The organism is Streptomyces zhihengii (assembly GCF_016919245.1).
Lineage (GTDB): Bacteria > Actinomycetota > Actinomycetes > Streptomycetales > Streptomycetaceae > Streptomyces > Streptomyces zhihengii.
The window spans coordinates 882,708-905,107 of record NZ_JAFEJA010000002.1 but is presented as its reverse complement, the minus strand read 5'-3'; the positions used below and the strand labels follow the sequence as shown (position 1 = coordinate 905,107).

Here is a 22,400-nt window from a genome sequence, read left to right as displayed (position 1 = left end):
CGGGCAGCCGCCCGCGGCCCGCGGCCCGCGGGCGCGAGGTGCCCGCCGCGGGCGCAGGTGTCCCGCCCAGGCGGCCCCCGCCCCGGCGAGGGCCCGCCGCCGGCCGCGGGATCAGCGCGGGACGGCGGGCGCGGCCGTGTCGTCGGTCGCCGGCAGGGCCGGCCCTCCCCACTCACGATCCCTCAGCAACCGGACCCCGTTGAGGGCCACGAGGATCGTCGAGCCCTCGTGGCCCGCGACGCCGAGAGGGAGCGGGAGGTGGCCCACGAGGTCCCAGGTCACCAGTCCCGCGATGCAGACCGTGGCGATCACCAGGTTCTGGACGACCAGGCGGCGGGCGCGCCGGGAGAGGGCCACGACGGCGGGGACGGCCGCCGCCTCGTCGCGGACGACGACCGCGTCGGCGCTCTCCATCGCGAGGTCGGAGCCCACGTGCCCCATCGCGATGCCGGTGTGCGCGGCGGCGAGCGCCGGGGCGTCGTTGACTCCGTCGCCGACGACGAGCACCGTGTCCCCGTCCCGCTGCCAGGCGCGGACGGCGGCCACCTTGTCCTCGGGCAGCAGTCCGGCGCGTACGTCCCGGATGCCGGTCTCGGCCGCGACGCGACGCGCGGCGCGCGGGTTGTCCCCGGTCAGCAGGGTGGGCGCGCGGCCGGTGAGCCGGGTGAGGGCGGCGACGGCGGCGGGGGCCCCGTCACGGAGGCGGTCGTCGACGGCCAGGACGGCGGCGGGTGTGCCGTCCACGGTGACGGCCACCGCGGTGCGGCCCGCGGCCTCGGTGGTCTCGGCCTCCGGGCAGCCGCCGGGGATCAGCGCGGCGGGGCTGCCGACCCGCACCTCGTGCCCGTCGACGCGCGCGGACACCCCCCGGCCGGGCACGGAGGCGAAGGCGTGCGCCTCGGGCAGGTCGAGTCCGCGTGCGCGGGCGGCGGCGACCACGGCCCGCGCGAGCGGGTGCTCGCTGGCGAGTTCGGCCGCGGCGGCGAGGGCGAGCGCCCGGTCCCCGGCGGTGCCGTCGAGCGGCAGGACCTCCGCGACCCGCGGCGCGCCCTCGGTGAGGGTGCCGGTCTTGTCGAGGGCGATCCGGTCGGCGGTGCCCAGCCGCTCCATGGCGGCGGCCGACTTGACGAGGACGCCGTGCCGTCCGGCGGTGGCGATCGCGGAGAGCAGCGGCGGCATGGTGGCGAGGACGACCGCGCAGGGCGAGGCCACGATCATGAAGGTCATCGCGCGCAGCAGCGTGCCGGTGAAGTCGGCGCCGAGCGCCAGGGGCACGGCGAGCAGCGCGAGGGTCGCCACGACGACGCCGGTCGACCAGCGCTGTTCGACCTTCTCGATGAAGAGCTGGGTGGGGGCCTTGGTGGCGCTCGCCTCCTCGACGAGGGCCACGATGCGGGCGATGACGGAGGCGGAGGGGTCGGCGCCGACCCGTACCTTGAGCGAGCCCGTTCCGTTGAGGGTGCCGGCGAACACGGGGTCGCCGGGGCCCCGGTCGACGGGCAGCGGTTCCCCGGTGATCGTGGCCTGGTCGACCTCGCTGGCCCCGTCGAGCACGGTGCCGTCGGCGGGCAGGCGTTCCCCGGGGCGGACGAGGACGGTGTCGCCGGTGCGAAGGGCGGCGGCGCCGACGGTCTCCCCGTCACCGGTCACGGGGTCGAGGCGCAGCGCGCGGGCCGGGGCGAGGTCGAGGAGTCCGCGTACGGAGTCGGCGGTGCGCCGGGTCGCGAGCGCCTCCAGGGCGCCCGAGGAGGCGAAGATCACGATGAGCAGGCCGCCGTCGAGGAACTGGCCGATGGCCGCGGCGCCGAGGGCGGCGGCCACCATCAGCAGGTCGACGTCGAGCGTGCGCGCGCGCAGGGCGCGGACGCCCTCGCGTGCGGGCTCCCAGCCGCCCGCCGCGTAGCACACGGCGTACAGCGGTCCCCAGATCCAGGCGGGGGCCCCGGCCAGGTCGAGCGGGAGGGCGCAGAGGAACGCGGCGGCGGCGAGGGCGGCCCAGCGGACCTCGGGCAGCTCGGCGGCACGGGTGCGGGCGGCCGCCGCGACGGGCGGGGGCCCGGAGCGCGGCGGGGCCACCGGCGAGGTGGAGGAAGCCATGGCCCCAGACCATACAGGAACGCATGAACAGGTCTTCATTCATTCGATCGGATGCGCGACTACGATGGGCCCATGGGACACGGAGTCAGCGGCACCACACCGGCCGCCCACCTCGACGCGGACTCCGCGGCCACCATCGCGGCCACCCTCCAGGCCCTGGCCACGCCGTCCCGCCTGATGATCCTCACCCGTCTGCGGCAGGGCCCCTGCGGTGTCACCGAGCTGGCGGCGGCGGTCGACATGGAGCAGTCCGCGGTGTCCCACCAACTGCGCCTGCTGCGCGCCCTCGGCCTGGTCACCGGCACCCGCCAGGGCCGGCGGATCGAGTACAGCCTCTACGACAGCCATGTGGCGCACCTGCTCGACGAGGCGGTCTACCACATCGAGCATCTCCGGCTCGGCGCCCGCGACCTGCCCGGCTGACGGGCGGCCCGCGCCCCCGGCCCATCGGCCCCCTTGAAGTGGCAGGCGCCCGGGGGCCCTCCTAGCGTCGTTGCCGTCGAGGTGCGCTGTCGCCTCCGTGGAACCGCTCCGCGGCTGCGCCTCGGGAACCGGAGACGCCTCATGCACCCACGGCTCGCCTCCCTGTGCCTCCTCGTGCCGGCCCTCCTGGCGGGCGCGGTTCCCGCGGCCCGTGCCGAACCGGACGGCGACATCACGTCGTTCGCGTACAGCGTCTCGCCCGCCTCCGTCGCCCCGGGCGGCACGGTCTCGCTCACCGCCACCGAGTGCGCCTCCGCGACCGTGACCGTGACCGCTCCGGTGTTCGACACCGTGACCCTGAGCGGCGGGAAGCCGGGCCGGGCCGAGCTCTACCCGGACGCCGAACCGGGTGCCGAGTACGAGGTGGTCTTCACCTGCGAGGGCGAGACGGGACGCGCCCGGCTCACCGTCTCCGGCTCGTCGGGACAGCACCACTCCCCCGCGCCGCGGCCCGGCGAGAGCACCCGCCCGCCGGCCCACGACCCGGATCGGCACGAGAAGCCCGGGGAGGACGTCAAACCGGGCGGCGGCGTCAAGGCGGGCACCGGCGGCAGCTTCACCGACCTCGGCCCGGCCCGACTGGCCGCGGGCGGCCTGGTCATCGCCGCCGGACTCGCCTGGGCCGCACTGCTCCTGCTGCGCCGCCGCTCCGGCGGCCGGGCCTGAGGGGAGGGCCGCCGTGGCCGGCACGGGACGCGGGGCGTGGTTCACCGTGCTCTGCGTCCTGCTGTTCGGCGTCTTCCTCGTCCGGGGCGGCACCGCCGCCCTGCCCGCCGGCGGTCCGCCGCAGCCCGCGCCGGCGGCCGCGGGGCCCACCGCCCGGCCGGCACCTCGCCCGCGCCGCTGCCGCACGCGGTGCCCAGCCGGATCGTGATCGCCTCGGCCGGCGTCGACGCGCCGGTCGCACCGGTCGGCCTCGACGCCGACGGGTGGATCGCCGCCCCGCCACCGGAACGGGCGCGGCTCGCCGGCTGGTACCGGGGCGCCGTGTCGCCCGGGGAGCGCGGCACGGCCGTGGTCGTCGGCCATGTCGACAACGACGCCGGCCCCGCCGTCTTCTACCCCCTCGGCTCGCTGCGCCCCGGCACCCGGGTGGAGGTCGAGCGCGAGGACGGCCGGACGGCGGTGTTCGCGCTCTACGCGGTGGAGGTCTTCCCTCAGCGGGGATTCCCCGCCGACACCGTCTACGCGGACGGCCCGGCGCCCGAGATCCGCCTGATCACCTGCGGCGGCGCGTACTCAGCACGCGACGGCTACCAGGGCAACGTGGTCGCCTCGGGCCGCCTGGTCGCGGTCCGCTGAGCCGCCGCGCACCCCGACCGGACGGCACCGGCCCCGCTGCCGCCCACGGCGCGAGGAGCCCGCCGGGGGCCTGCGCCGCCGCGGCCGCCGTCGCCGCCGTCAGGCCGTCAGGCCGTCAGGCAGGTCAGGCAGGTCAGGCAGGTCAGGCAGGTCAGGCCACACCGTCGCGGATGACCAGGTGGGCCGTGCGCTCGCGCGCCGAGGCCAGTTCGGCCGCGATCAGACCCGCCCTCTCCGCGTCGCACCGCACCGTCGCCTCCCACTGCTCGTCGGCCTCCACCCGCTGCCGTCGCAGATGAGTCGGCGGATGGGTCGAGTCGGCGCTGTGCCCGCGCAGGGCGCTCACGCGGCGCAGCCGCTCGTACTCGCGCTCCGGCACGGACGCGATGCGCGCAGCCACCCGTTCCCAGAGCCCGTGCGCCGCGTCGCGCCGCGCCGCCGAACCGCCCCTGCTGTGCGCCACGACGGACTCGCGCCGCAGTGCCAGTTCCACGGAGGGGACGATGAGCAGCCGGTCCAGCAGCCCGGTCGCCGCGGCCGTGGATCCGGCGCGGGCCGCGGTCCCGTCGGCCAGGTACTCGGCGCGCTGGGCGGCACGCAGGGTCAGCAGGTCGAGGAGACGGAGCAGGCCGAGGACCGCCCATCTCGGCCCGGCCAGCATCCAGTTGGTGGCCCGCTGCATCAGATCGCCGTCGTGGGCGGGCGTCAGGAAGTAGTGCCACAGCGCGAGCGAGTGCAGCGCCCGCGCGACCACGGCGCCGTGCCGGAGGTCCCCGTGGGCGAAGTGACCGAGCTCGTGGCCGAGGAGCGCGACGCGCTGCTGCGGGGTCAGCACCTCCCACACCCCCAGCCCGATGTGCAGCACCCTCCGGTGCCGCACCCCGTAGGAGCCGACCGAGGCGTTGGCGTCGGCGTCGACGACGACGGCATCCACGCCGGTCGTCCCCGCCACCGCCGCCACCTCGTCGACCAGCGCGAACAGCGCGGGCGCATCCGGCCTGCGCAGCACGACGGCATCCTCGGGAAGGGCGGCGAAGCGCGGCCTGAGCACCACCGCGAGGACGACGAGCAGCAGGCCCACGACGGGGAGCAGCCCCACGCCCCAGCCGAGGACGGCCAGGAGGACCCCGGCCACCAGCAGGCCCACCGTCACGCCGTGCACCAGCAGCGCGAGGACGTAGGCGACCACACTGGCGGCGTCCCGATGCGGACGGGGCCCGAGGTCGGCGACGAGGCGTTCGCCGTAGCGCCGCGCGAGTTCCCGCCGCATCGCCTCGATGCGACCGGGAGCCGGGTCCGGGGCCCCGGGGTCGACGTTCCACCCGCACGCTTCGCACCATGTGACGAAGCCCGCCTCGACGGGCGCCCACGTTCCGCAGTCCGGGCATCTCTGCCCCTGCCCGGCCACGGTGATCCGATCGGTCATGTTCCCCACCCCTTGGCGCGTCCGCGCCACCGCATGTCGCTGATCCGCCGCGGTGTCGTCCACGACCTCCGCGAAGCGTCGGCCGAGACTACGGCACGGTTCCGCCGCAGGTCACGGGGATTCCGACTCGGCCGGGCCGCGACGCCCGCGTCCGTCCTCGCGCCCCGCAGGCGTCGGCGGGCGTCGGCGGGCTCCCGGGGCTCAGTCCGGCCGGCGGGCCATGACGACCACGCCCGGGCCGCTGTAGTCGGTCGGGGGGAGCCGGAGTTCGGCGACCGGGGTCAGGCCCGCCTGCTCGATCAGGGCGACGAGCTGCTCCGGCCGCCACTTGTGGGTCGTCCAGTGGACGGGGACGCCGCCGTACGCCTCGGTGCGCACGGCGTCCTCGTCGCCGACGTGGGTGGCCGTGATGAGGTGGCCGCCCGGCTTCAGGGCGCGGGCGAACAGGGCGAGCACCTGGGGGAGCACCGCGCGCGGGAGGTTGAACAGGGACCACCACCCGAGGATGCCGCCCAGGGACGCCTCCGGCAGGTCGAGTTCGGTGGCGGAGGCCACGCGGAAGTCGCACCCGGGGTGGAGGCGGCGGGCGTTGTCGATCATGCGGGGCGAGAGGTCGACACCGGACACGTCGAGGCCGCGTTCGGCGAGGTAGGCGGTCACCGTGCCCGGGCCGCAGCCGACGTCGAGCACGGGACCGAGCCCGGCCACGGTGTCGGCGAAGGCGTCGATCGACGCCTTGAGCCAGGGGTCGGTGCGGATGTCGCCGATTCCGGTCGTCAGCACCATGTGGGCGTAGTTGTCGGCCACCCGGTCGTAGGAGTCGCGGACGGTGTCGAGGTCGGCCGGGCGGTCGATGCGGTGTGCGGGCATCGGCCAACAATAGGACGCGCACGGCCCGCGCGGGGCCGGCTCCGGATCCTTCCCGCTCCGGCCCGCGACCGGCTCCGGATCCTTCCCGCTCCGGCCCGCGGCCGGCGCCGGGGCACGCATCCGGCCCTGTCGGCGCCGGGGCACGGTACCGGGCGTTGCCTGCGCCGGGGCGGCGGACCGGCGCTGCCGGTGGCAGAGCATGGTACGGGCGTGCCGGCGCCGGGGCACCGTGCCGGCGTTGCCGGTGGCAGAGCATGGTACGGGCGTGCCGGCGCCGGGGCACCGTGCCGGCGTTGCCGGTGGCAGAGCACGGTACGGGCGTGCCGGCGCCCGGGCACGGTACCGGCGTTGTCGGTGGCGGCTGGCAGACTGGGCGCATGTCTGCTCCACGCCGTCTGTGCCCCGTGTGCCGCCGCCGGATCGCCGTGGTCGCGGGCCGCTGGGCGCGTCATGATCCGGCCGACACCCGGTCGGGGTCCGAGCTGGTGTCGTGCCCCGGTTCGCGCCGCCTAGCGCCGCTCGACCCGGCGCTCCAGCCGTCGCTCGACGGCAGCGTGGTGCCGGTGCTCCCCGGCCAGTTGGCGCTGTTCTGAGCCGGTGCGGCGCGGCGGCGGTCAGGTCGCGCTGCGTTCGCTGGCGTCCCGCAGCCGCGCACCGGTGTCCCGGCCGGACGTCCTGAGCAGGTCGCGCCAGCGTTCGCCGTCCCACCGGGCGGGCGGTGTGCCGGCGACGAAGTCCTCGATCAGGGCGAGGAATCGGGCCGGGTCGGTGTGGAAGGGGAAGTGTCCGGCGTCCTCGAAGATCTCCAGGCGGCTGCCGGGCATCGCGAGATGCGCGAGGTGTGCCTGGTCGGCGGGGACCACGGCGTCGCGGGCGCCCCAGACGAGCATCACCGGCATGCCCTCGGTCAGGTAGCAGCGGTCGAGCATGGTCACCACCTGTCCGCGCCAGTCCACGACGGCGCGCAGGGTGCGGATGAACGCGCTGCGGGCGGTGGCGTCGGGCAAGGCGTCGATCAGGCCGAGCAGTTCGGGCGCGTCCAGGCCGAGTCCGGTGTCGAGCCCCCGCAGCAGCGCGGTGCACAGCCGGGCGGACAGCCGCATGCCCGGCAGCCGCAGCGCGGCGAGCAGGAGGTCGGCCCCCGGCAGGGACACGGCGCGCAGCACGGGGTTGACCGCGCGGCCCACTCCCCCGGTTCCCACCAGCACCAGGCGTTCGGTGCGTTCGGGGAACTGGTAGGCGAACTGCATGGCGACGCCGCCGCCGAGCGAGTGGCCGACCAGGGTCACCCGGTCGATGCCGAGGACGCCGAGGAGGTCCCGCATGCCGTTGGCGTAGGCGGCGACGGAGTAGTCGGCGCGGGGACGGTCGGACCCGCCGTGGCCGAGCAGGTCGGGCGCGATCACGGTGTGGTGGCGCGCGAGGGCGGGGATGAGGTCGGACCAGGTGGCGGAGGAGTCGCCGATGCCGTGGATCAGCAGGAGCGCCGGCCCCTCCCCGGCGATCCGGTAGGCCCTGCGGTAGCCGTGGACGGTGCGGTGGCACAGCCGCACATCGGTCGCGGCGACCGGGCGCAGCCGGGCCTCTCGCGGCGGCGCGGTCCGGGGCGGGAGCATCGGCGGCCTCCTGCCGGATGAGGGCGCGGCGGTGCGGCCGCCGTCCGGTCCGAGCGTAGGAACCCCGGCCGCACGGGGGGTTTCCGGCAGGTTTCGCGCCGGGTACATGTGCCCGGCGCGAGCGCGAAAGCCGTATTACCGGTGCGTAGAGGCCCGCGCGGGTGAGACAGATCGCCTCCCCATTGGGTAGATTGGTCTACACCACTGGGCGTTTCAGAGACAGGGATCTTCGTGGAAGTTGTCATCGTTCCGGACTCCGCCGCGGGTGGCGAGCTGATCGCCGAAGCCATGGCCGGCCTGCTGCGACAGAAGCCCGACGCGCTGCTCGGCGTCGCCACGGGTTCGACCCCGCTGCCCGTCTACGAGGCCCTCGCGGCGAAGGTCCGGGCCGGGGAGGCGGACACCTCGCGGGCGCGCGTCTGCCAGCTCGACGAGTACGTGGGCCTGCCGGCCGGCCACCCGGAGTCGTACCGCTCCGTGGTGCTGCGCGAGGTCGTCGAGCCGCTCGGCCTGAGCGAGGACGCGTTCCTGGGGCCCGACGGCACGGCCGAGGACGTGGCCGCGGCCTGCCTCGCGTACGACAGGGCGCTGACCGAGGCGGGCGGGGTCGACCTCCAGCTCCTGGGCATCGGCACGGACGGACACATCGGCTTCAACGAGCCCTGCTCCTCGCTCGCCTCCCGCACCCGCATCAAGACGCTCACCGAGCAGACCCGGGTGGACAACGCCCGGTTCTTCGACGGCGACATCGGCCAGGTGCCCCACCACGTGATCACCCAGGGCATCGGCACCATCCTGGAGGCGCGCCACGTGGTGCTGCTGGCGACCGGCGAGGCGAAGGCGGACGCCGTGGCCCTCGCGGTCGAGGGCCCGCTGTCGGCCCTGGTGCCCGCGTCGGCCCTCCAGCTCCACCCGCACGCGACCGTGGTCGTCGACGAGGCCGCGGCCTCCAGCCTGAAGCTGGCGGACTACTTCCGCGCGACGTACGCGGCGAAGCCCTCCTGGCAGGGCATCTGAGCACGGCGCTTCACACGCGGAGCGGGCGGCGGCCGGTGACGGCCGCCGCCCGCTCCGCGTTCCGCGCGCCCCGACGCGGCCCGACGACCCGCGCGGCGCTCGCACCCCCGCCGCGCGGGAGGCCGGGCCGACACCCCCGACACCCCCGCCGCCACCCCCGACCGCTTCCTACCGCTCCCTACCGCTCCCGCGACGTTTCGGGATCGCGCGATCGGATTCCGGACACGGCGCACCCGGTGCGCCCCGCGCACACCGGGATGCGGCCGCCGCCGTCCGCGCGCCCCCGGGTTGGGCGTGATGCGGACATCCGCGGCGCGGCACCGGACGGCCCGCCACCGGCGCACAGGACGGGCGGGGACGGACACAGCGGGCCACCCGCCCGGAGAAATCGCGGCGGACACCCGCACATTGCGCCAGAAAAGGGATACAAGGCGGCGCGCCGGAGCACTTTCCGAACGACCGAAACGGCGCCTCGGCGGACGCGATTGTGTGAAGCGGACGTGAATCGTTCTTCATATCTCATCACCGGTATCGCGCTGACCAGAACGATTAACCGAACAGATCTTTCGCCGGCGCACGGCAGGGGATGACCGAATAGGTGCCTTGACCATTCCTTGAGACGCGGACGAGACTCGCAGAGGCACTCATGCATCAGGAGCCACAAGCGCTTGCGCGGCGAATGGCCCTGCGAGACCGATATCGCACGGGGTGTGCGACGGGGGAAAAAATGAAGAGCGGGTCCGCGCGTCCGATGACGCACGCCCCTTTTCCTTCACCTCCCCTCCTCATCTCTTGGTGCGCGAAGGGAATGGAGGGGGAATGCCGACGCACACGGGCTATCCCGGCGTATACATCGAGGAACTTCCGAGCAGCGTCCGCACCATCGCCTCGGTCACCACGTCGGTGACCGCGTTCGTGGGCCACACCCGCCGGGGCCCGCTGGGCCGGCCGGTGCGCGTCACCAGCTGGGCCGACTTCGAGCGCCGCTTCGGCGGGCTCACCGCCCGGAGCGCCGTCGCCTACGCGGTGCACCAGTTCTTCGGCAACGGCGGCACCGTCGCGGTCGTGGTCCGTGCCGCCAGGGCCGGCTCCGGCGAGGAGGCCTGTGTCACCCTTGAATCCACCGAGGGCCGCAGCGAGTGCCCGGTGCTGGAGGTCCATGCCAGGGAGCCCGGACTCTGGGGCAGCGGGCTGCGGGTCGCCGTCGACCACGACACCCGCACCCCCGACAAGACCTTCAACCTGCACGTCCTGGACTCCCGCGGCGAGGCCCGGGAGACCTTCGGCGGCCTGTCCATGGACGCCGGCCACGACCGCTTCGCCGAGACCGTGGTCAACGACGGCTCGGCGCTGGTGCGCGTGAAGGTGCTGGACGAGGACCGGCCCGACCCTTCGGGGACGGTGTCCAAGCCGTTCGCCGAGCGGCTCCCGGACCTCGAGGTGGAGCTGAAGGTCAAGATCGGCGACGTGGAGCGGGAGTTCACCCTCTACGAGCCCGACCGCGACGGCACGGCGCCCGCCGACGTCACCGAGCTGGCGCTGCTGCTGGAGCGGAAGCTGCGGGCCCTGCCCGACGCGCCCGGCAAGCACGCCTTCGCCGGGGCGGAGGTCTCCTCCTTCGGCCGGCGCCTCCAGGTCGTCGCCGGCTCCCTCGACCCCGACGACGTGGTGCGCTTCGTCGGCGAGTGCGCCAACGACCTCGGTCTGGAGGCGTCCGTCAACCCGCCGGTGTTCGCCCTGGCCGGCGGCAAGGACGGCGATCCGCCCGGGCCGCGCGACCTGATCGGCAGCGAGGCCGACAAGACGGGCGTCCAGGCCCTGCGCGACGTCGACGACGTCAACCTGCTGGCCCTGCCCGAGCTCGCGGCCTACGAGTCGACCGAGGACATGGTCACCGTGATCTCCGCGGCCGCGCAACTGTGCCGGGAGCGGCGGATCTTCCTGCTGGTGGACGCGCCCTCGGCATGGGGCAGCGTCGACGCGGCGCGCGCGGGGATCGGCGCCTTCGACACGGTCCGCAGCGACCACGCCGGCCTGTACTTCCCCCAGCTCCAGCTCACCGACCCGCTGACGGGCCGGCTCCGCTCCTTCCCGCCCTCCGGCACCCTCGCGGGCGTCATCGCCCGCACGGACGGCGAACGCGGCGTCTGGAAGGCGCCCGCGGGCACCGAGGCCAGGCTGCTCGGCGTCCGCTCGCTCTCCGTCCGCCTCACCGACCGCGACAACGGGCTGCTGAACCCGCTGGGCGTCAACTGCCTGCGGACCTTCCCCGTCGTCGGTCCGCTGGTGTGGGGCGCGCGGACGATGGCGGGCGCCGACGCGCTGGGCGGCGAGTGGGCGTACGTGCCGGTGCGACGGCTGGCGCTGCACGTCGAGGAGAGCCTCTACCGCGGCCTCCAGTGGGTCGTCTTCGAGCCGAACGACGAGCAGTTGTGGCAGCAGATCCGGCTGAAGGCCTCCGCGTATCTCAACGACCTGTTCCGGCAGGGCGCCTTCAAGGGGGCCACGCCGCGCGAGGCGTACTTCGTGAAGTGCGACAAGGACACCACGACCGACGCCGACATCGAGCGCGGCGTCGTGAACGTGGTGATCGGCATCGCGCCCGTACGCCCCGCCGAGTTCGTGATCGTCAGGATTCAGCAGATGGCCGGCCGTTTCGACCTGTCGTAGTCCCGCGCCCGAGAAAAGGATCACTGAGGAAACCGATGGCTGAGTTCCAGGTAAACGCCCATCGTTTCGACCCCTACAAGAATTTCAAGTTCCTGGTCCTGTGGGACGGTCGAACGGTCGCGGGCATCAGCAAGATCAGTCCGCTCAAGCGGACCACCGAAGTCGTCAAGCACCGGCACGGCGGCGATCCCAGCTCGCCGCGCAAATCACCGGGCCGGTCGGAGTTCGAGGGCATCACCCTGGAACGCGGCGTCACCCACGACCCCGAATTCGACCGCTGGGCCAACAAGGTCTGGCAGGTCGGCGCGGGGCTGGGCGCCGAGGTGTCGCTGCGGGACTTCCGCAAGGACATCATCATCCAGGTCCTCAACGAGGCCGGGCAGGTCGCCGTCTCCCACAAGCTCTACCGGGCCTGGGTGAGCGAGTACCAGGTCCTCGGCGAGCTCGACGCCAACGCCAACGCCGTCGCCATCCAGAGCGTCAAGCTGGAGTGCGAGGGCTGGGAGCGGGACTACGAGGTGCCGGAGCCCGCCGAGCCGTCCTTCACCCACCCGGCCTGAGCACCGCACGGGCGCGGAGGACCGGGGCATGAGGGCGACGGACCCGGCGGCGCTGCTGGCCACCTGGGAAGCCGGGCTGACGGGCCGGGCGGCCGACCGCTCGCTGCTGCTGCACCTGGCCGCCCGGCCGGGCGCGGACACGGGCGAGCTGCTGGCGGTGCCGGTCGGCGAGCGGGAGGCCGATCTCTTCGCGCTGCGCCGGGCGCTGTTCGGCGACCGGATGCAGGTGCGGGTCGCCTGCGGGGCGTGCGACGAGGAGATGGAGTTCGACCTGGACGCCGGTGTGCTCGGCGCCCGGCCGGATCCGCCGCCCGGGCCGCTGCGGGTGGCGGAGGACGGCTGGGAGGTCGAGTTCGCCCTCCCGACCGTCGCCGCGCTCGAAGCCGCCGCCTCGGCGGGGGACCCGGCCGAGGCACGGCGGCGGCTGGTGGCCTCCTGCACCGTACGGGCGCTGCGCGGCGGCGAGGAGGTCCCGGCACCGGACCTCGCCTCCGTGCTGCCCGCAGGGGTGGAGCGCCGGATCGCCGAGGCGGCCGCCGAGGCCGACCCGGTGGCCGACGTGACGCTCAGCATCGCCTGTCCCGAGTGCGGCGAGGCCACCCCGGCCGAGCTGGACATCACCTCCTACCTGTGGACCGAACTGGACACCTGGGCACGGGACCTGCTCCTCGACGTCCATCTGCTCGCCTCCGCCTACGGGTGGAGCGAGCCGGAGATCCTGGCGCTCAGCCCGACGCGGCGCCGCTACTACCTGGAGCTGTGCGCTGATGTCTGACCACTTCGACCGGCTGCTCGCCCGGCACACGCCGGCGGGCCCCGGGGCCGGGCCGCCGGCCAGGGTGCGGCCCCGGCTGCCCGGTCCGTTCGAGCGCGTCGACGCGCTGCGGCACGGCCCGGACGGACCGGACGAGCCGCCCGCGCCGTTCGCCGCCGTGCCCGCGTCCGAGGTCCGGGCGGCCCCGGCGGCAGGTCCGCGCCACGAGGTCCGCAGCGAGCACCGCACGGTGGTGCGTACCGAGTCCGTGGCCGGCGACCGCCCGGCGCCAGTGGCCGGACCGCCGCCCGTGCAGGGCCTGTTGCGTCCGGCGGCCGACGCCCGGCCGGTGCCGCAGGCGGCGCCCCGGGCGGCACCGCCGGCGGCAGCGGCACGCCCCGGGCGGGACGGCGGCGGGGCCCCGGCCGCGCCGGTTCCGGCGGCGGCCCCGCCGCGGCCGCTCGTCGCCCCCGCAGCGGTGGCCGTACCGGCCGCGCGGGTCGGTGCGGACGCGGCGGCGGCACGCGGCACGGGGCGGGGCGCCGCGGGCGGACGGCGGGGGCGGGGCGGCCGGCCGAGCGGGTGGTGCACGTGCAGATCGGTCGGCTGGAGGTCAGCGCGGCTCCCCCGCCGGGTGCCGGGCCCGCGCGGAGCGCCCCCCGCGCCGGGCGGGCGGGGCCGGTCATGACCTTGGACGACTATCTGTCACGCGGCGGGAAGAGGGACTGAACGGATGAGCAACGCACTTGCGCTCGCCACGGTGACGCAGGCCCTCGCCCTGCTGATCGAGAGCAACCTGGGCCCCGAGATGGACATCGCGGTCAAGGTCGAGACCCGCAAGCCGCCGAACGAGCCGCCCGCGGAACCGACGATCACGGTGTTCCTCTACCAGGTGACGCCCAACGCCTCGATGCGCGGGGCCGATCTGCCGACCCGTGCCCCGGACGGCAGCCTGCGCCGGCGCCCGGCGGCGGCGCTCGACCTCCACTACCTGATCAGCGCCTACGGGGAGGAGACCGAACTCGTCGGGCAGCGGCTCATCGGCTGTGTGGTCCGCACGCTCCACGAGATCCCGGTCCTGCCGCGCGAGCTCGTCGAACTGGCCGCCGAGCGGCCGCCCCTGGCGGGCAGCGACCTCGCCGAGTCGGCGCAGCGGGTGCGCTTCACGCCGACGGTGATGGACGTCGACGAGACCTCGAAGCTGTGGGGGATGCTCCACCAGACGCCGTACTCCCTCTCGGTGGTCTACCAGGCGTCGCTGGTGCTGATCGAGGGCCGGGAGGAGCCCGTCCCGGCGGAGCCGGTGCGGGAACGCACGGTGCGGGTGCTGCCCTTCGGAACGCCCGGCGCCCCCGTGCCGCCGGGCACGGAGCCGCCGGCCGCCGTGCCGGCCGCCGGTGACACCGCGGGCGCCGACTCCGCGCCGCCCGCCGCACCGGCGGAGCCGGGCACCCGGCGCACCCCCGCGAAGCGGACCGCGCCGACGGGCCGGGCACGCAAGGCGGCCGGGGCCAAGGCGCCCAAGCCGGACGGGAAGAGCTGAGCCGGTGACGACGACGGGGGCGGGTGACCACATGCGCGCACACGAGGGCCCGGGGGCTCCGGCCGGGGCAGGCGCCCACGCGCTGGCGTCGGCGATCCGGGACGTCCTGTCCCGCCTCGACACCCACGCCCGCCGCACCCCGCACCCCGGCTCCCCGCCCGCCACGGACCGACGGGGCGCCGTCGCGGACTCCGCGGCGCCCACGGGCGATGCGGCGGTGCCCGGCCCGGACGCGGATCCGGCCGGTGGCACCGGCGCCGAGGCGGCCGGGCCGCGCGGCGGCAGCCGGGGACCCCTGAGGCGTCACGGTGCGGATCCCTCCGAGGACGCACCGGGCGGACGGCGCCCCGCGGCGGGTGCCGGTGCCTCACGGCCCGACGACCGCACGGCCCCGGGCGGCGACCGCACCGGCGACACGCGGGCGCTGCCGCCGGGCGCCGAAGCCCCCGCGGGCGAGGCGGCCCCCGTGGCCGGCGCGGGCGCGGGGCAAGAGGCTCCCGCGGTCCCCGAGGCACTGGACGCGCTGGTGGCGTGCTTCGGGCTCAGCGCGTTCGAGCGGGACATCGTGCTGCTCACGGCCGCCGCCGAGCTGGAGCCCACCACGGCGGCCCGCTGCGCGGCCGCCTGCGGGGACCCGGAGCGCGCCCACCCCACGTTCTCGCTGGCCCTGGCCGTCCTCGACGAGCCGCACTGGAGCGCGCTCACGCCGGTCGCACCGCTGCGGCGCTGGCGGATCGTCGAGCTGGACGACGAGACCCGGCTGACGACCTCCCGCCTGCGGCTCGACGAGCGGATCCTGCACTTCCTGCTCTCCTCGCCCTACCTCGACGCGCGTCTGCACGGAATGCTGCGCCGCGTCCCGGTCCCGGACCGGCTGCCCCCGTCGTACGACAGGGCGGCCGAACGCCTGACGGCCGGCTGGACGGGGCCCTCGCGCCGGGTCGAGCTGTCCGGCGGGGACCTGCGCACCCGCGCGGACATCGCCGCGGCGGCCGCACGGCGGCTCGGGCTCGGGCTGTACGAGATGGCCGCCGAGGACATCCCGACGGCCCCGGCCGAACGCGACCGCCTGGCGCGGTTGTGGCAGCGCGAGGCGATCCTGCTGCCCGCCGCGCTCCTGGTCGAGACCGGTGACCTGGACCGCGAACAGGCCGCCGCCACCGACGCGTTCCTGGAGAGCGCGGCCGTCCCGCTGGTCGTCTCCGGCCCCGACCCCCGGGCGACCGCCCGCCCGCGCGGCGAACGGGTCGTCGTGCCGCCGCTCGACGCGGACGAGCAGCTCGACGTGTGGACGGACGCCTTCGCCGGGGTGCCGGAGGTGTCGGAGGCCGATCTGCGCGACCTCGTCGAGCAGTTCTCCCTGCCGCCGCACCTGGTGCGCGCGGCGGGCGCCGCGGTCCGGCGCGACCTGCCGGAGGAGGAAGCCGACGCGCCGGCGCTGGCCTGGCGCGCCGGTCTCACCGAGGCGCGGATGGGCATGGACGGCCTCGGCCGCCGGATCGAACCGCGCGCCGGCTGGCGCGATCTGGTGCTGGCGGAGCGGCAGGCGAGGGTGCTGCGGGAGATCGTCGCGCATGTGCGGCAGCGGCCGGTCGTCTACCAGGACTGGGGTTTCGCCGACACGCTGCGCCGCGGTCTGGGCGTCACCGCGCTCTTCGCGGGCGGCTCCGGCACGGGCAAGACGCTGGCCGCCGAGGTGATGGCCCGCGAGCTCGGCCTCGACCTGTTCGTCGTCGATCTGTCCCAGGTGGTCAGCAAGTACATCGGCGAGACGGAGAAGAACCTGCGCAAGGTCTTCGACGCGGCCGAACGCGGCGGCGCGCTGCTGCTGTTCGACGAGGCCGACGCCCTCTTCGGCAAGCGCAGCGAGGTCAAGGACAGCCACGACCGCTACGCCAACCTCGAAGTGAGCTATCTGCTGATGCGGATGGAGGCCTACCGCGGCCTGGCGATCCTCACCACCAACATGAAGCAGGCCCTGGACACCGCGTTCATGCGGCGGATCCGTTTCGTCGTCGACTTCCCGTTCCCCGGCGAGAGCGAGCGCGCCGAGATCTGGCGCCGGGTGCTCCCGGCGCGGGCCCCGGCCAAGGGGATCGACCCCGCGCTGCTCGCACGGCTCACCGTGGCGGGCGGCTCCATCCGCAACATCGCGCTGTCGGGGGCGTTCCTCGCCGCGGAGGAGGGCGACCTCCTCCGGATGCGCCACATGCTGGCGGCGGCGCGCACCGAGTACCAGAAGCTGGACCGCTCCCTCACACCGTCGGAGGTCCACGGATGGGTGTGAACGGGACGGCGCCCGACGAGCCGTCGGTGCGCGTGGACATCGGCGAGCTGGTGCTCGACGGCTTCGGCCGGGACATCGACGCGGCCCGGGTCTCGGCCTCCTTCCAGGCGGAGCTGACCCGTCTGGTGCGGGAGCACGGGGTGCCGCTGGCGGCGGACGGCGGACGGGCGCTCGACGCCCTGGCGGGGCTCCCGCCGCTGCCCGCGGACGCCTCCGCGCGCCGCCTCGGCCAGGAGATCGCGCGGGCCGTGCACGCGGGTCTGTCGGGCAGGGGGGAGGTCCGGTGAGCGCGCCGTCCCACGGGCAGGACGCCCGGACCGAGCAGTCCGGCAAGCGGCGCCGCCGCAAGGACCGTGCCGCCTCCCGCGCTCCGGAGCCGAAGCAGATCGTCAGCGGCGCCGGGCAGCCGCTGGACGCGAGCGTGCGCCGGGAGCTGGAGGAGGCCCTCGGCCACGACCTCGGCCGGGTGCGGCTGCACACCGACCGGGACGCCGACGCGCTCACCGGTCTGCTGGGCGCGGACGCGGTGGCCGTCGGCCAGGACGTGTTCTTCCGCGACGGCGCGTACGTCCCCGGCACGGCCGAGGGCCGGCGGCTGCTCGCCCACGAGCTGCTGCACACCGTCCAGAACCAGGACGGGCTCGGCGCGCTGCGCGCGGGCCGGGACCTGGGCGCGGTGAGCCTGCCCCAGCAGGCGGTGGAGCGCGAGGCGGAGGCCGCGGCCCGGGACTTCGTGCGGGACGGCGACGGGCAGGCGGCGGAGGCGGTCGAGGAGGGCCGTGCGGCGACACCGGGCTGGCTGCGGTACGCCACGGTGGACGCGGACCGCACACGGATGGAGCGGATCGACCCGGCGACCCTCGTGGACCGGCTCGCGGCCTCGGTGGCCCGTTCCCTGCGCGGCGACCCCGAGGACCGCTCGCAGCGCACCCGCCGTCAACTGGTGCGCCTGCCGGACGAGTTGCTGGAGGACGTGCTCGCGCGGCTGGAGTCGCGGCTGCTGACGTCGGAGCACGAGCGGCTGCTCGACCTCGTCGAGGAGGCCGAGGCCGCCGACGCCCTGGATCCGGAGCCGCTCGCCGCCCCGCCGGTGGAGAACGACCTGTTCGACGAGGTGGAGTACGCGCGGGAGACCGAACGGCGGCGCGCGCAGGACGAACGGGACCGCGAGCAGCGGACCGGGCCGAGCACCGCCCCGGAGACCGCACCGGGCCGGCGGGACGGGGCCGGGGACGGCACCCGGGAGGACGGGGAGTGGGACGACCCCTCGGGCGACGGCCCCGGGCGGCAGCCGGGCGGCGAAACGGCCCCCGGGCCGGCGGAGCGGGCCGACGGGGCGGACAGGGCCGACGGGGCGGATCGCGAGCCCGGGCAGGCCCCCGTCCCCGCGGCGGGCGCCGGGCAGCGGACGGACGAGGGCGAGCAGGCGTCGGGAGGCGGCCCGGGGCAGCAGGCCGGGCCGGGGCAGGACGGCGGCGCGGGGACGGCGCCGGGCGGCGGGAAGGGGACGGAGGCCGCGCCGGACGGCGGGGCGAGCCGGGCCCCCGCCGCGAGCAAGGAGGAGTCGGCCGCCCGCAACCGCCCGGGCGCGGTCGACGCACTGGTGGCGGGCGAGCGGCCGCAGCCCGGGGACAGGGCCGGGCAGGAGAAGCCGGCCGGCCCGGCGGCGCCCGGCCGCGGGACGCAGGAGCCCGGCCGGACCAGCCGCCTGGACGGCGCCCGCACCCAGGACACGGAGGGCCCCGAGGAGAAGGACGGGGAGGAGCCCTCCGACAGCACCTCGGAGGTCGACGCGGGCGGCGGGGAGCGGAGCGCCTGGGACGTCGCCCTCCAGCCGGACGACTTCCTGCCGCAACAGGACCCCGATGTCTCGGCGGTCCCCACCGCCGAGCGCCTCGATCCCTCCTCCTCCGCCGCTCCCGCCGCCCCGGCCTTCCCCGCTCCCCCGCCGACCAGGGCGGACAAGGTGCAGGCCGAACGGGACGCCGAGGACGCCGCCGACGCCGCCCGCGAGGCGGAGCCGCAGGAGGACGGACGCGCCGCCGAGCCCGCCGGGCCCGGGAAGCCGGCGGAGGCCGCCGGTGCCACCGCCCCCGGGCGGGGCGGCGGCGGGACGGCGGACGCCGGACCGGGCGGCGCCGGCGCGGACACCGGCCCGGAGCGTGCGACCGCGCCGCCCGCGCCGGGCTCGGCGTCGAAGGACCCGGCGAGCGGCACGGACCCGAAGGCCGGTCCGGTGGCGGCGCAGACCGCGGTCCAGGAGTCGCGGGGCGGGTCCGCGCCCGGCAGCGACGAGGGGCAGGCCGCCGCCGAACAGCAGAAGGGCACCGGCGTCGCCGCTGACGGCGCCGGAGCGGAGCGGGCCTCGGCGCCCGCCGCACCGGCGAAGCCCGCCCCGGCGGAGCCTGCCGCGGCCCGGAGCCGCAGCAGGCCGGGGCGACGGCGCCCGCGTCGCCGTCCCCGGCCCGCGACTCCCATGTCACGGGCGGCGGTTCGCGTACGGAGGACCGGCCCGCGCCGTCCGCCGGAGGCGGCGCGAAGGCGCCCGCCCCGCGCGCACCCGAGGCACCGGCGCCCGCCGCCGCGCCCGCCCCGAAGGGCGCCGGCCCCGCGAAGTCGGGTGCCGCGCCCGCCCGCAGGGCCGCGCCCGCCGCCAGGGGGTCGCGCGGCGGAGGGCGCGGTGGCGGGGGCGGGGGCGCCGCCTCGCCCGCCAAGGGCGGGAAGGACCCGGGCCCGGCGCCCGACCTCTCGGCCGTCGCTCCCGAGGCCGGCCTCGCCACGGCCTCGAGGCTCAAGCCCCACAAGGCGCTCGAAGCCATGGGCGGCGTCGGCGGCTCCGTCGATCGCACGGTCGGCGAGGAGCACTCGTCGCTGGCGGCGGCCCCGCCGTCGATGGAGCGTCCGGCGGGAGCGCCCCGGACACTGCGGGGCAAGCCGCGCGCCGACGCCCCCGCCGCGTACGCGCAGGACCCGGCGGCGAAGTCGGAGGCGCCCCGGCAGGAGGACGCCGAGGTCACCGGGGCGAAGGCGCCCGAGGGGCAGATCGAGGCGGAGAAGGCGGAGGAGCCCGGCGGCTGGGACACCTTCAAGATGGCCCTCGGCTTCGGCATCGGCAAGGTGCTGAGCTGGGTGGGCTTCGAGGTCGACGCCTCCGAACTGGCGGCCAAGTTCGCCGGGCTGCCCACCAAGGACGAGGCCCTGGCACAGGCCCAGGCGGGCAACGCGCCGGGCGTCGAGATGCAGGGCGCCGCCGAGCGGACGGCGGGCGAGCAGGGCTCGGCCGTCGACACCAAGGGGCAGGAGACCGTCGCCACCGGCCGGGACGACGCGGGCCGTCCGATGGGTGAGGACCAGGTCTACCCGGACGCCCCCAAGGAGCGGATGGCCGCGAAGGTCCCGGGCGGGCAGGGCGGCGCCGGCGGGCCGCGGGCCGGCGGCGCCGCGACCGGGGCCGTGCCGCCGGAGGCGGCGTCGGAGGTCGCCGAGCACGAGCGCGGGCCCCAGTTCCAGGCGGCGTTCGGCGAGGGCCGCAAGCAGATGTCCGAGGGCCGGCAGAAGAAGGACACCGACTTCCGCACCTCGCAGGAGAAGCACCGGCAGAAGGTGGACGCGGAGGTCGCGTCCAACACCGCCGGCCAGGCCGCCGAGCGCGACCGCGCGATGGCGGACGTCACCGCCCAGCGGGCCGGCTGGCGAGCGGAGCAGGACGAGGAACTCGGCAAGCTGGGCGACAAGAAGACCGAACGGCACGAGAAGGTCCGCAAGGACGTCCAGGACAAGGAGAAGCAGACCGACGACGACGTCGCCAAGGAGAAGGACGACGGCGACAGGAAGATCCGGGACGAGAACACCAAGGCCGAACGCGACGCGGAGAAGAAGCGGGACGACAGCGTCGAGGACTCCGGCAACTGGGTCACCAAGGCCTTCGACTGGATCAAGAAGAAGGTCATCGAGATCAAGGACGCGATCGTCCGTGTCATCAAGGCGGCACGGGACGCGGTCGTCGGCTTCATCAAGAACTTCAAGGAGACCGTCGAGCGCTGGATCGACGCCGCGCGGAAGTTCGTCGTCGACACGATCAAGCAGCTCATCGACGATCTCGTCGAGTTCGCCAAGGCGATGGTGCGGGCGATCGTCGAACTGGCCGCCCGCGTGCGAAAGTTCGTCACCGATCTGATCGCGGCCGCGATCGCCCTCGTCAACCGCCTCGCGGACGCGCTGAAGCAGGCCGTCAGCGACCTGCTGGACGCCATCGGCAAACTGCTCGGCAGCATCCTCGACTTCCTGAAGAAGATGCTCCAGGCGGCGGTCAAGGCGGTCGTCGACGCCGTCAAGGCCGTGCTGGACTTCGCGTCGAAGCTGCTCAGCGCGCTGGGCGACTGGATGCTGATCGCCGTCGACTTCCTCTCCGACCCCGGCGGCTGGCTGGGCGGAGCGAAGAACTCCGCGGTGGACGGCGCGAAGAACCATCTGTTCGCCGAGGTCTCGTCGGCGGTGAAGCAGTGGTTCCGGGAGAAGATCCAGGAGATCATCGGCGTCCCGAAGGCGGTCATCGACAAGCTGGTCCGCGGCGGCTGGACCCTGGACAAGATCGTCAAGGAGGCGTGGGACGCGGTCGTCCCCCAACTGCCGCTGATCATCGGCGAACTCGTGCTCACGAAGGTGGTCGCGAAGCTGATCCCCGGCGCGGGGTGGGTGATGGCCGTCATCGACGCCATCCGCACGGCGTGGGGCGCGCTGAGCGCGATCCTGCGGGCGCTGGGCATGGTCCTCGACTGGCTGAAGGCCGTCCGCGGCGGAGGCGCGGGCATCCTCTTCGCCAAGGCCGTCGCGGCGGGCGTGGTCGCCCTGCTGGAGGTCCTGTACCAGGCGCTGCTGAGCGGCATCGGCAAGTACGTCTCGAAGGTGGGCCGCCGGCTGAAGGACGTGGCGGCGAAGCTCGGCAAGCCGAAGCCGGGCAAGCCCAAGGGCCCGGGCGCACCGGACGCGCCGGCGGACGGACGGCCCGCGAAGCCGGAGGACCGGGCGCCGGGGAGGCCGGGGACACCGCCCAAGGACCGTCCCACCGACCCGAAGCGCCCGGCCCCGCCCAAGGCCCCCGCTCCCCCGAAGAAGCCGGCCGACCGCCCGAAGCCCCTGAGCACCACCGCCCCCACCCGCCCCAAGGACTCCGCCCGCCCCGACCGGCCCAGGGAGACGTCACGGCCCCAGGACACGGCCACTCCGAAGCCGCGCACCACGGACCCGTCCCGCCCCAGGGACACCGGCCGCCCCGACCGGCCCGGCGACAGGACCCCGGACCGGGACCCGAAGCGCCGGGACGACACCTCCCCCGACAGGCGCAGCCCCGACCGGGACGACGCCGGGCGCCGTCCCCGCCCGAAGGACGACAAGGACAGGGAGAGGGGCCGGCACAAGGACAGGGACGACAAGGGCAGGGACCGCAGGCCGAAGGACAAGGACCCGGCCGAGGCAAAGCAGCGGAGAAAGGACGAACGGAAGAAGAAGGAGGACTCCAAGGAGTCCAAGGACGAGCGCCTGCGCAAGATCGTCGCGCGGCTGCGCCCGAAATTGAACTCGGCTCTTCGCCGGTTGACGACAGGCAAGGCCTTCGAGTTCCTGCTCCGTGGAGCCAGGGTCTGGTATCGGCTCACGGATCTTTCATTCGAACGGGACCAGCAGTTCGACGTCATCGCCAAGCTCAACCCGGAACAGCGTGCAGCCGGAGGATTCCGACTCACAGGGGCAGAATTGCGCGAACTGGTTCACGAGGTG

15 protein-coding genes and 1 pseudogene are annotated in these 22,400 nt (G+C 75.6%); 12 read left to right on the top strand and 4 right to left on the bottom strand.

Features of this window, described 5'->3' with window-relative positions; all coding sequences use genetic code 11:
* Positions 1–111: 111 nt before the first annotated feature.
* Positions 112–2,097, bottom strand: coding sequence for a heavy metal translocating P-type ATPase (locus tag JE024_RS31690; RefSeq protein ID WP_205377332.1), 1,986 nt, complete (start codon positions 2,095–2,097; stop codon positions 112–114).
* A gap of 72 nt (positions 2,098–2,169) precedes the next feature.
* Between JE024_RS31690 and JE024_RS31685 the strand changes: the two genes are divergently transcribed.
* The 3 genes and pseudogenes from JE024_RS31685 (at position 2,170) to JE024_RS31675 (ending at position 3,882) form a co-directional block, all read left to right on the top strand.
* Complete coding sequence (locus JE024_RS31685; protein ID WP_205377331.1) at positions 2,170–2,520, top strand: ArsR/SmtB family transcription factor; 351 nt, start codon at positions 2,170–2,172, stop codon at positions 2,518–2,520.
* Between the two features lie 141 nt (positions 2,521–2,661).
* Positions 2,662–3,246 (top strand): hypothetical protein, encoded by a 585-nt coding sequence (locus JE024_RS31680; protein WP_205377330.1) that lies wholly within the window; start codon positions 2,662–2,664, stop codon positions 3,244–3,246.
* Positions 3,247–3,259: 13 nt separating this feature from the next.
* Positions 3,260–3,882 (top strand): annotated as a pseudogene (locus tag JE024_RS31675) (class F sortase).
* 151 nt (positions 3,883–4,033) lie between these two features.
* On the opposite strand, the gene JE024_RS31670 reads toward JE024_RS31675, so the two are convergent.
* A complete protein-coding gene (locus JE024_RS31670) occupies positions 4,034–5,308 on the bottom strand; it encodes a M48 family metallopeptidase (protein ID WP_205377329.1) in 1,275 nt (424 codons plus the stop codon).
* A gap of 201 nt (positions 5,309–5,509) precedes the next feature.
* The gene (locus JE024_RS31665) at positions 5,510–6,178 is read right to left on the bottom strand and encodes a class I SAM-dependent methyltransferase (RefSeq protein WP_205377328.1); all 669 of its coding nucleotides are present in this window, start codon (positions 6,176–6,178) and stop codon (positions 5,510–5,512) included.
* A gap of 377 nt (positions 6,179–6,555) precedes the next feature.
* Here JE024_RS31665 and JE024_RS31660 point away from each other — a divergent pair, with 377 nt between their 5' ends.
* Positions 6,556–6,771, top strand: a complete 216-nt coding sequence (locus JE024_RS31660) for a hypothetical protein (RefSeq protein WP_205377327.1) — start codon at positions 6,556–6,558, stop codon at positions 6,769–6,771.
* Between the two features lie 21 nt (positions 6,772–6,792).
* Here JE024_RS31660 and JE024_RS31655 read toward each other — a convergent pair whose 3' ends face one another.
* Positions 6,793–7,794: an alpha/beta fold hydrolase gene (locus JE024_RS31655; RefSeq protein ID WP_205377326.1), complete on the bottom strand. Its 1,002-nt coding sequence runs from the start codon at positions 7,792–7,794 to the stop codon at positions 6,793–6,795.
* Between the two features lie 231 nt (positions 7,795–8,025).
* Here JE024_RS31655 and nagB point away from each other — a divergent pair, with 231 nt between their 5' ends.
* From nagB to JE024_RS41340, 8 genes are all read left to right on the top strand, one after another.
* Positions 8,026–8,811, top strand: coding sequence for a glucosamine-6-phosphate deaminase (nagB, locus tag JE024_RS31650; protein WP_205377325.1), 786 nt, complete (start codon positions 8,026–8,028; stop codon positions 8,809–8,811).
* Between the two features lie 819 nt (positions 8,812–9,630).
* Positions 9,631–11,481: a phage tail sheath family protein gene (locus JE024_RS31645; RefSeq protein ID WP_205377324.1), complete on the top strand. Its 1,851-nt coding sequence runs from the start codon at positions 9,631–9,633 to the stop codon at positions 11,479–11,481.
* A 35-nt stretch (positions 11,482–11,516) separates the two neighbouring features.
* Positions 11,517–12,041: a phage tail protein gene (locus JE024_RS31640; protein ID WP_205377323.1), complete on the top strand. Its 525-nt coding sequence runs from the start codon at positions 11,517–11,519 to the stop codon at positions 12,039–12,041.
* Between the two features lie 28 nt (positions 12,042–12,069).
* Positions 12,070–12,816, top strand: a complete 747-nt coding sequence (locus tag JE024_RS31635; RefSeq protein ID WP_205377322.1) for a T4 family baseplate hub assembly chaperone — start codon at positions 12,070–12,072, stop codon at positions 12,814–12,816.
* A 712-nt stretch (positions 12,817–13,528) separates the two neighbouring features.
* Positions 13,529–14,338, top strand: a complete 810-nt coding sequence (locus JE024_RS31630; protein ID WP_205377321.1) for a Pvc16 family protein — start codon at positions 13,529–13,531, stop codon at positions 14,336–14,338.
* Between the two features lie 31 nt (positions 14,339–14,369).
* A complete protein-coding gene (locus JE024_RS31625) occupies positions 14,370–16,625 on the top strand; it encodes an ATP-binding protein (RefSeq protein ID WP_244883287.1) in 2,256 nt (751 codons plus the stop codon).
* On the top strand, positions 16,616–16,912 hold the full coding sequence (locus JE024_RS31620) for a hypothetical protein (RefSeq protein ID WP_205377320.1): 297 nt from the start codon (positions 16,616–16,618) through the stop codon (positions 16,910–16,912). The genes JE024_RS31625 and JE024_RS31620 overlap by 10 nt, the downstream gene beginning before the upstream one ends.
* Positions 16,909–19,749: an eCIS core domain-containing protein gene (locus tag JE024_RS41340; RefSeq protein ID WP_244883286.1), complete on the top strand. Its 2,841-nt coding sequence runs from the start codon at positions 16,909–16,911 to the stop codon at positions 19,747–19,749. The genes JE024_RS31620 and JE024_RS41340 overlap by 4 nt, the downstream gene beginning before the upstream one ends.
* Positions 19,750–22,400 lie beyond the last annotated feature (2,651 nt).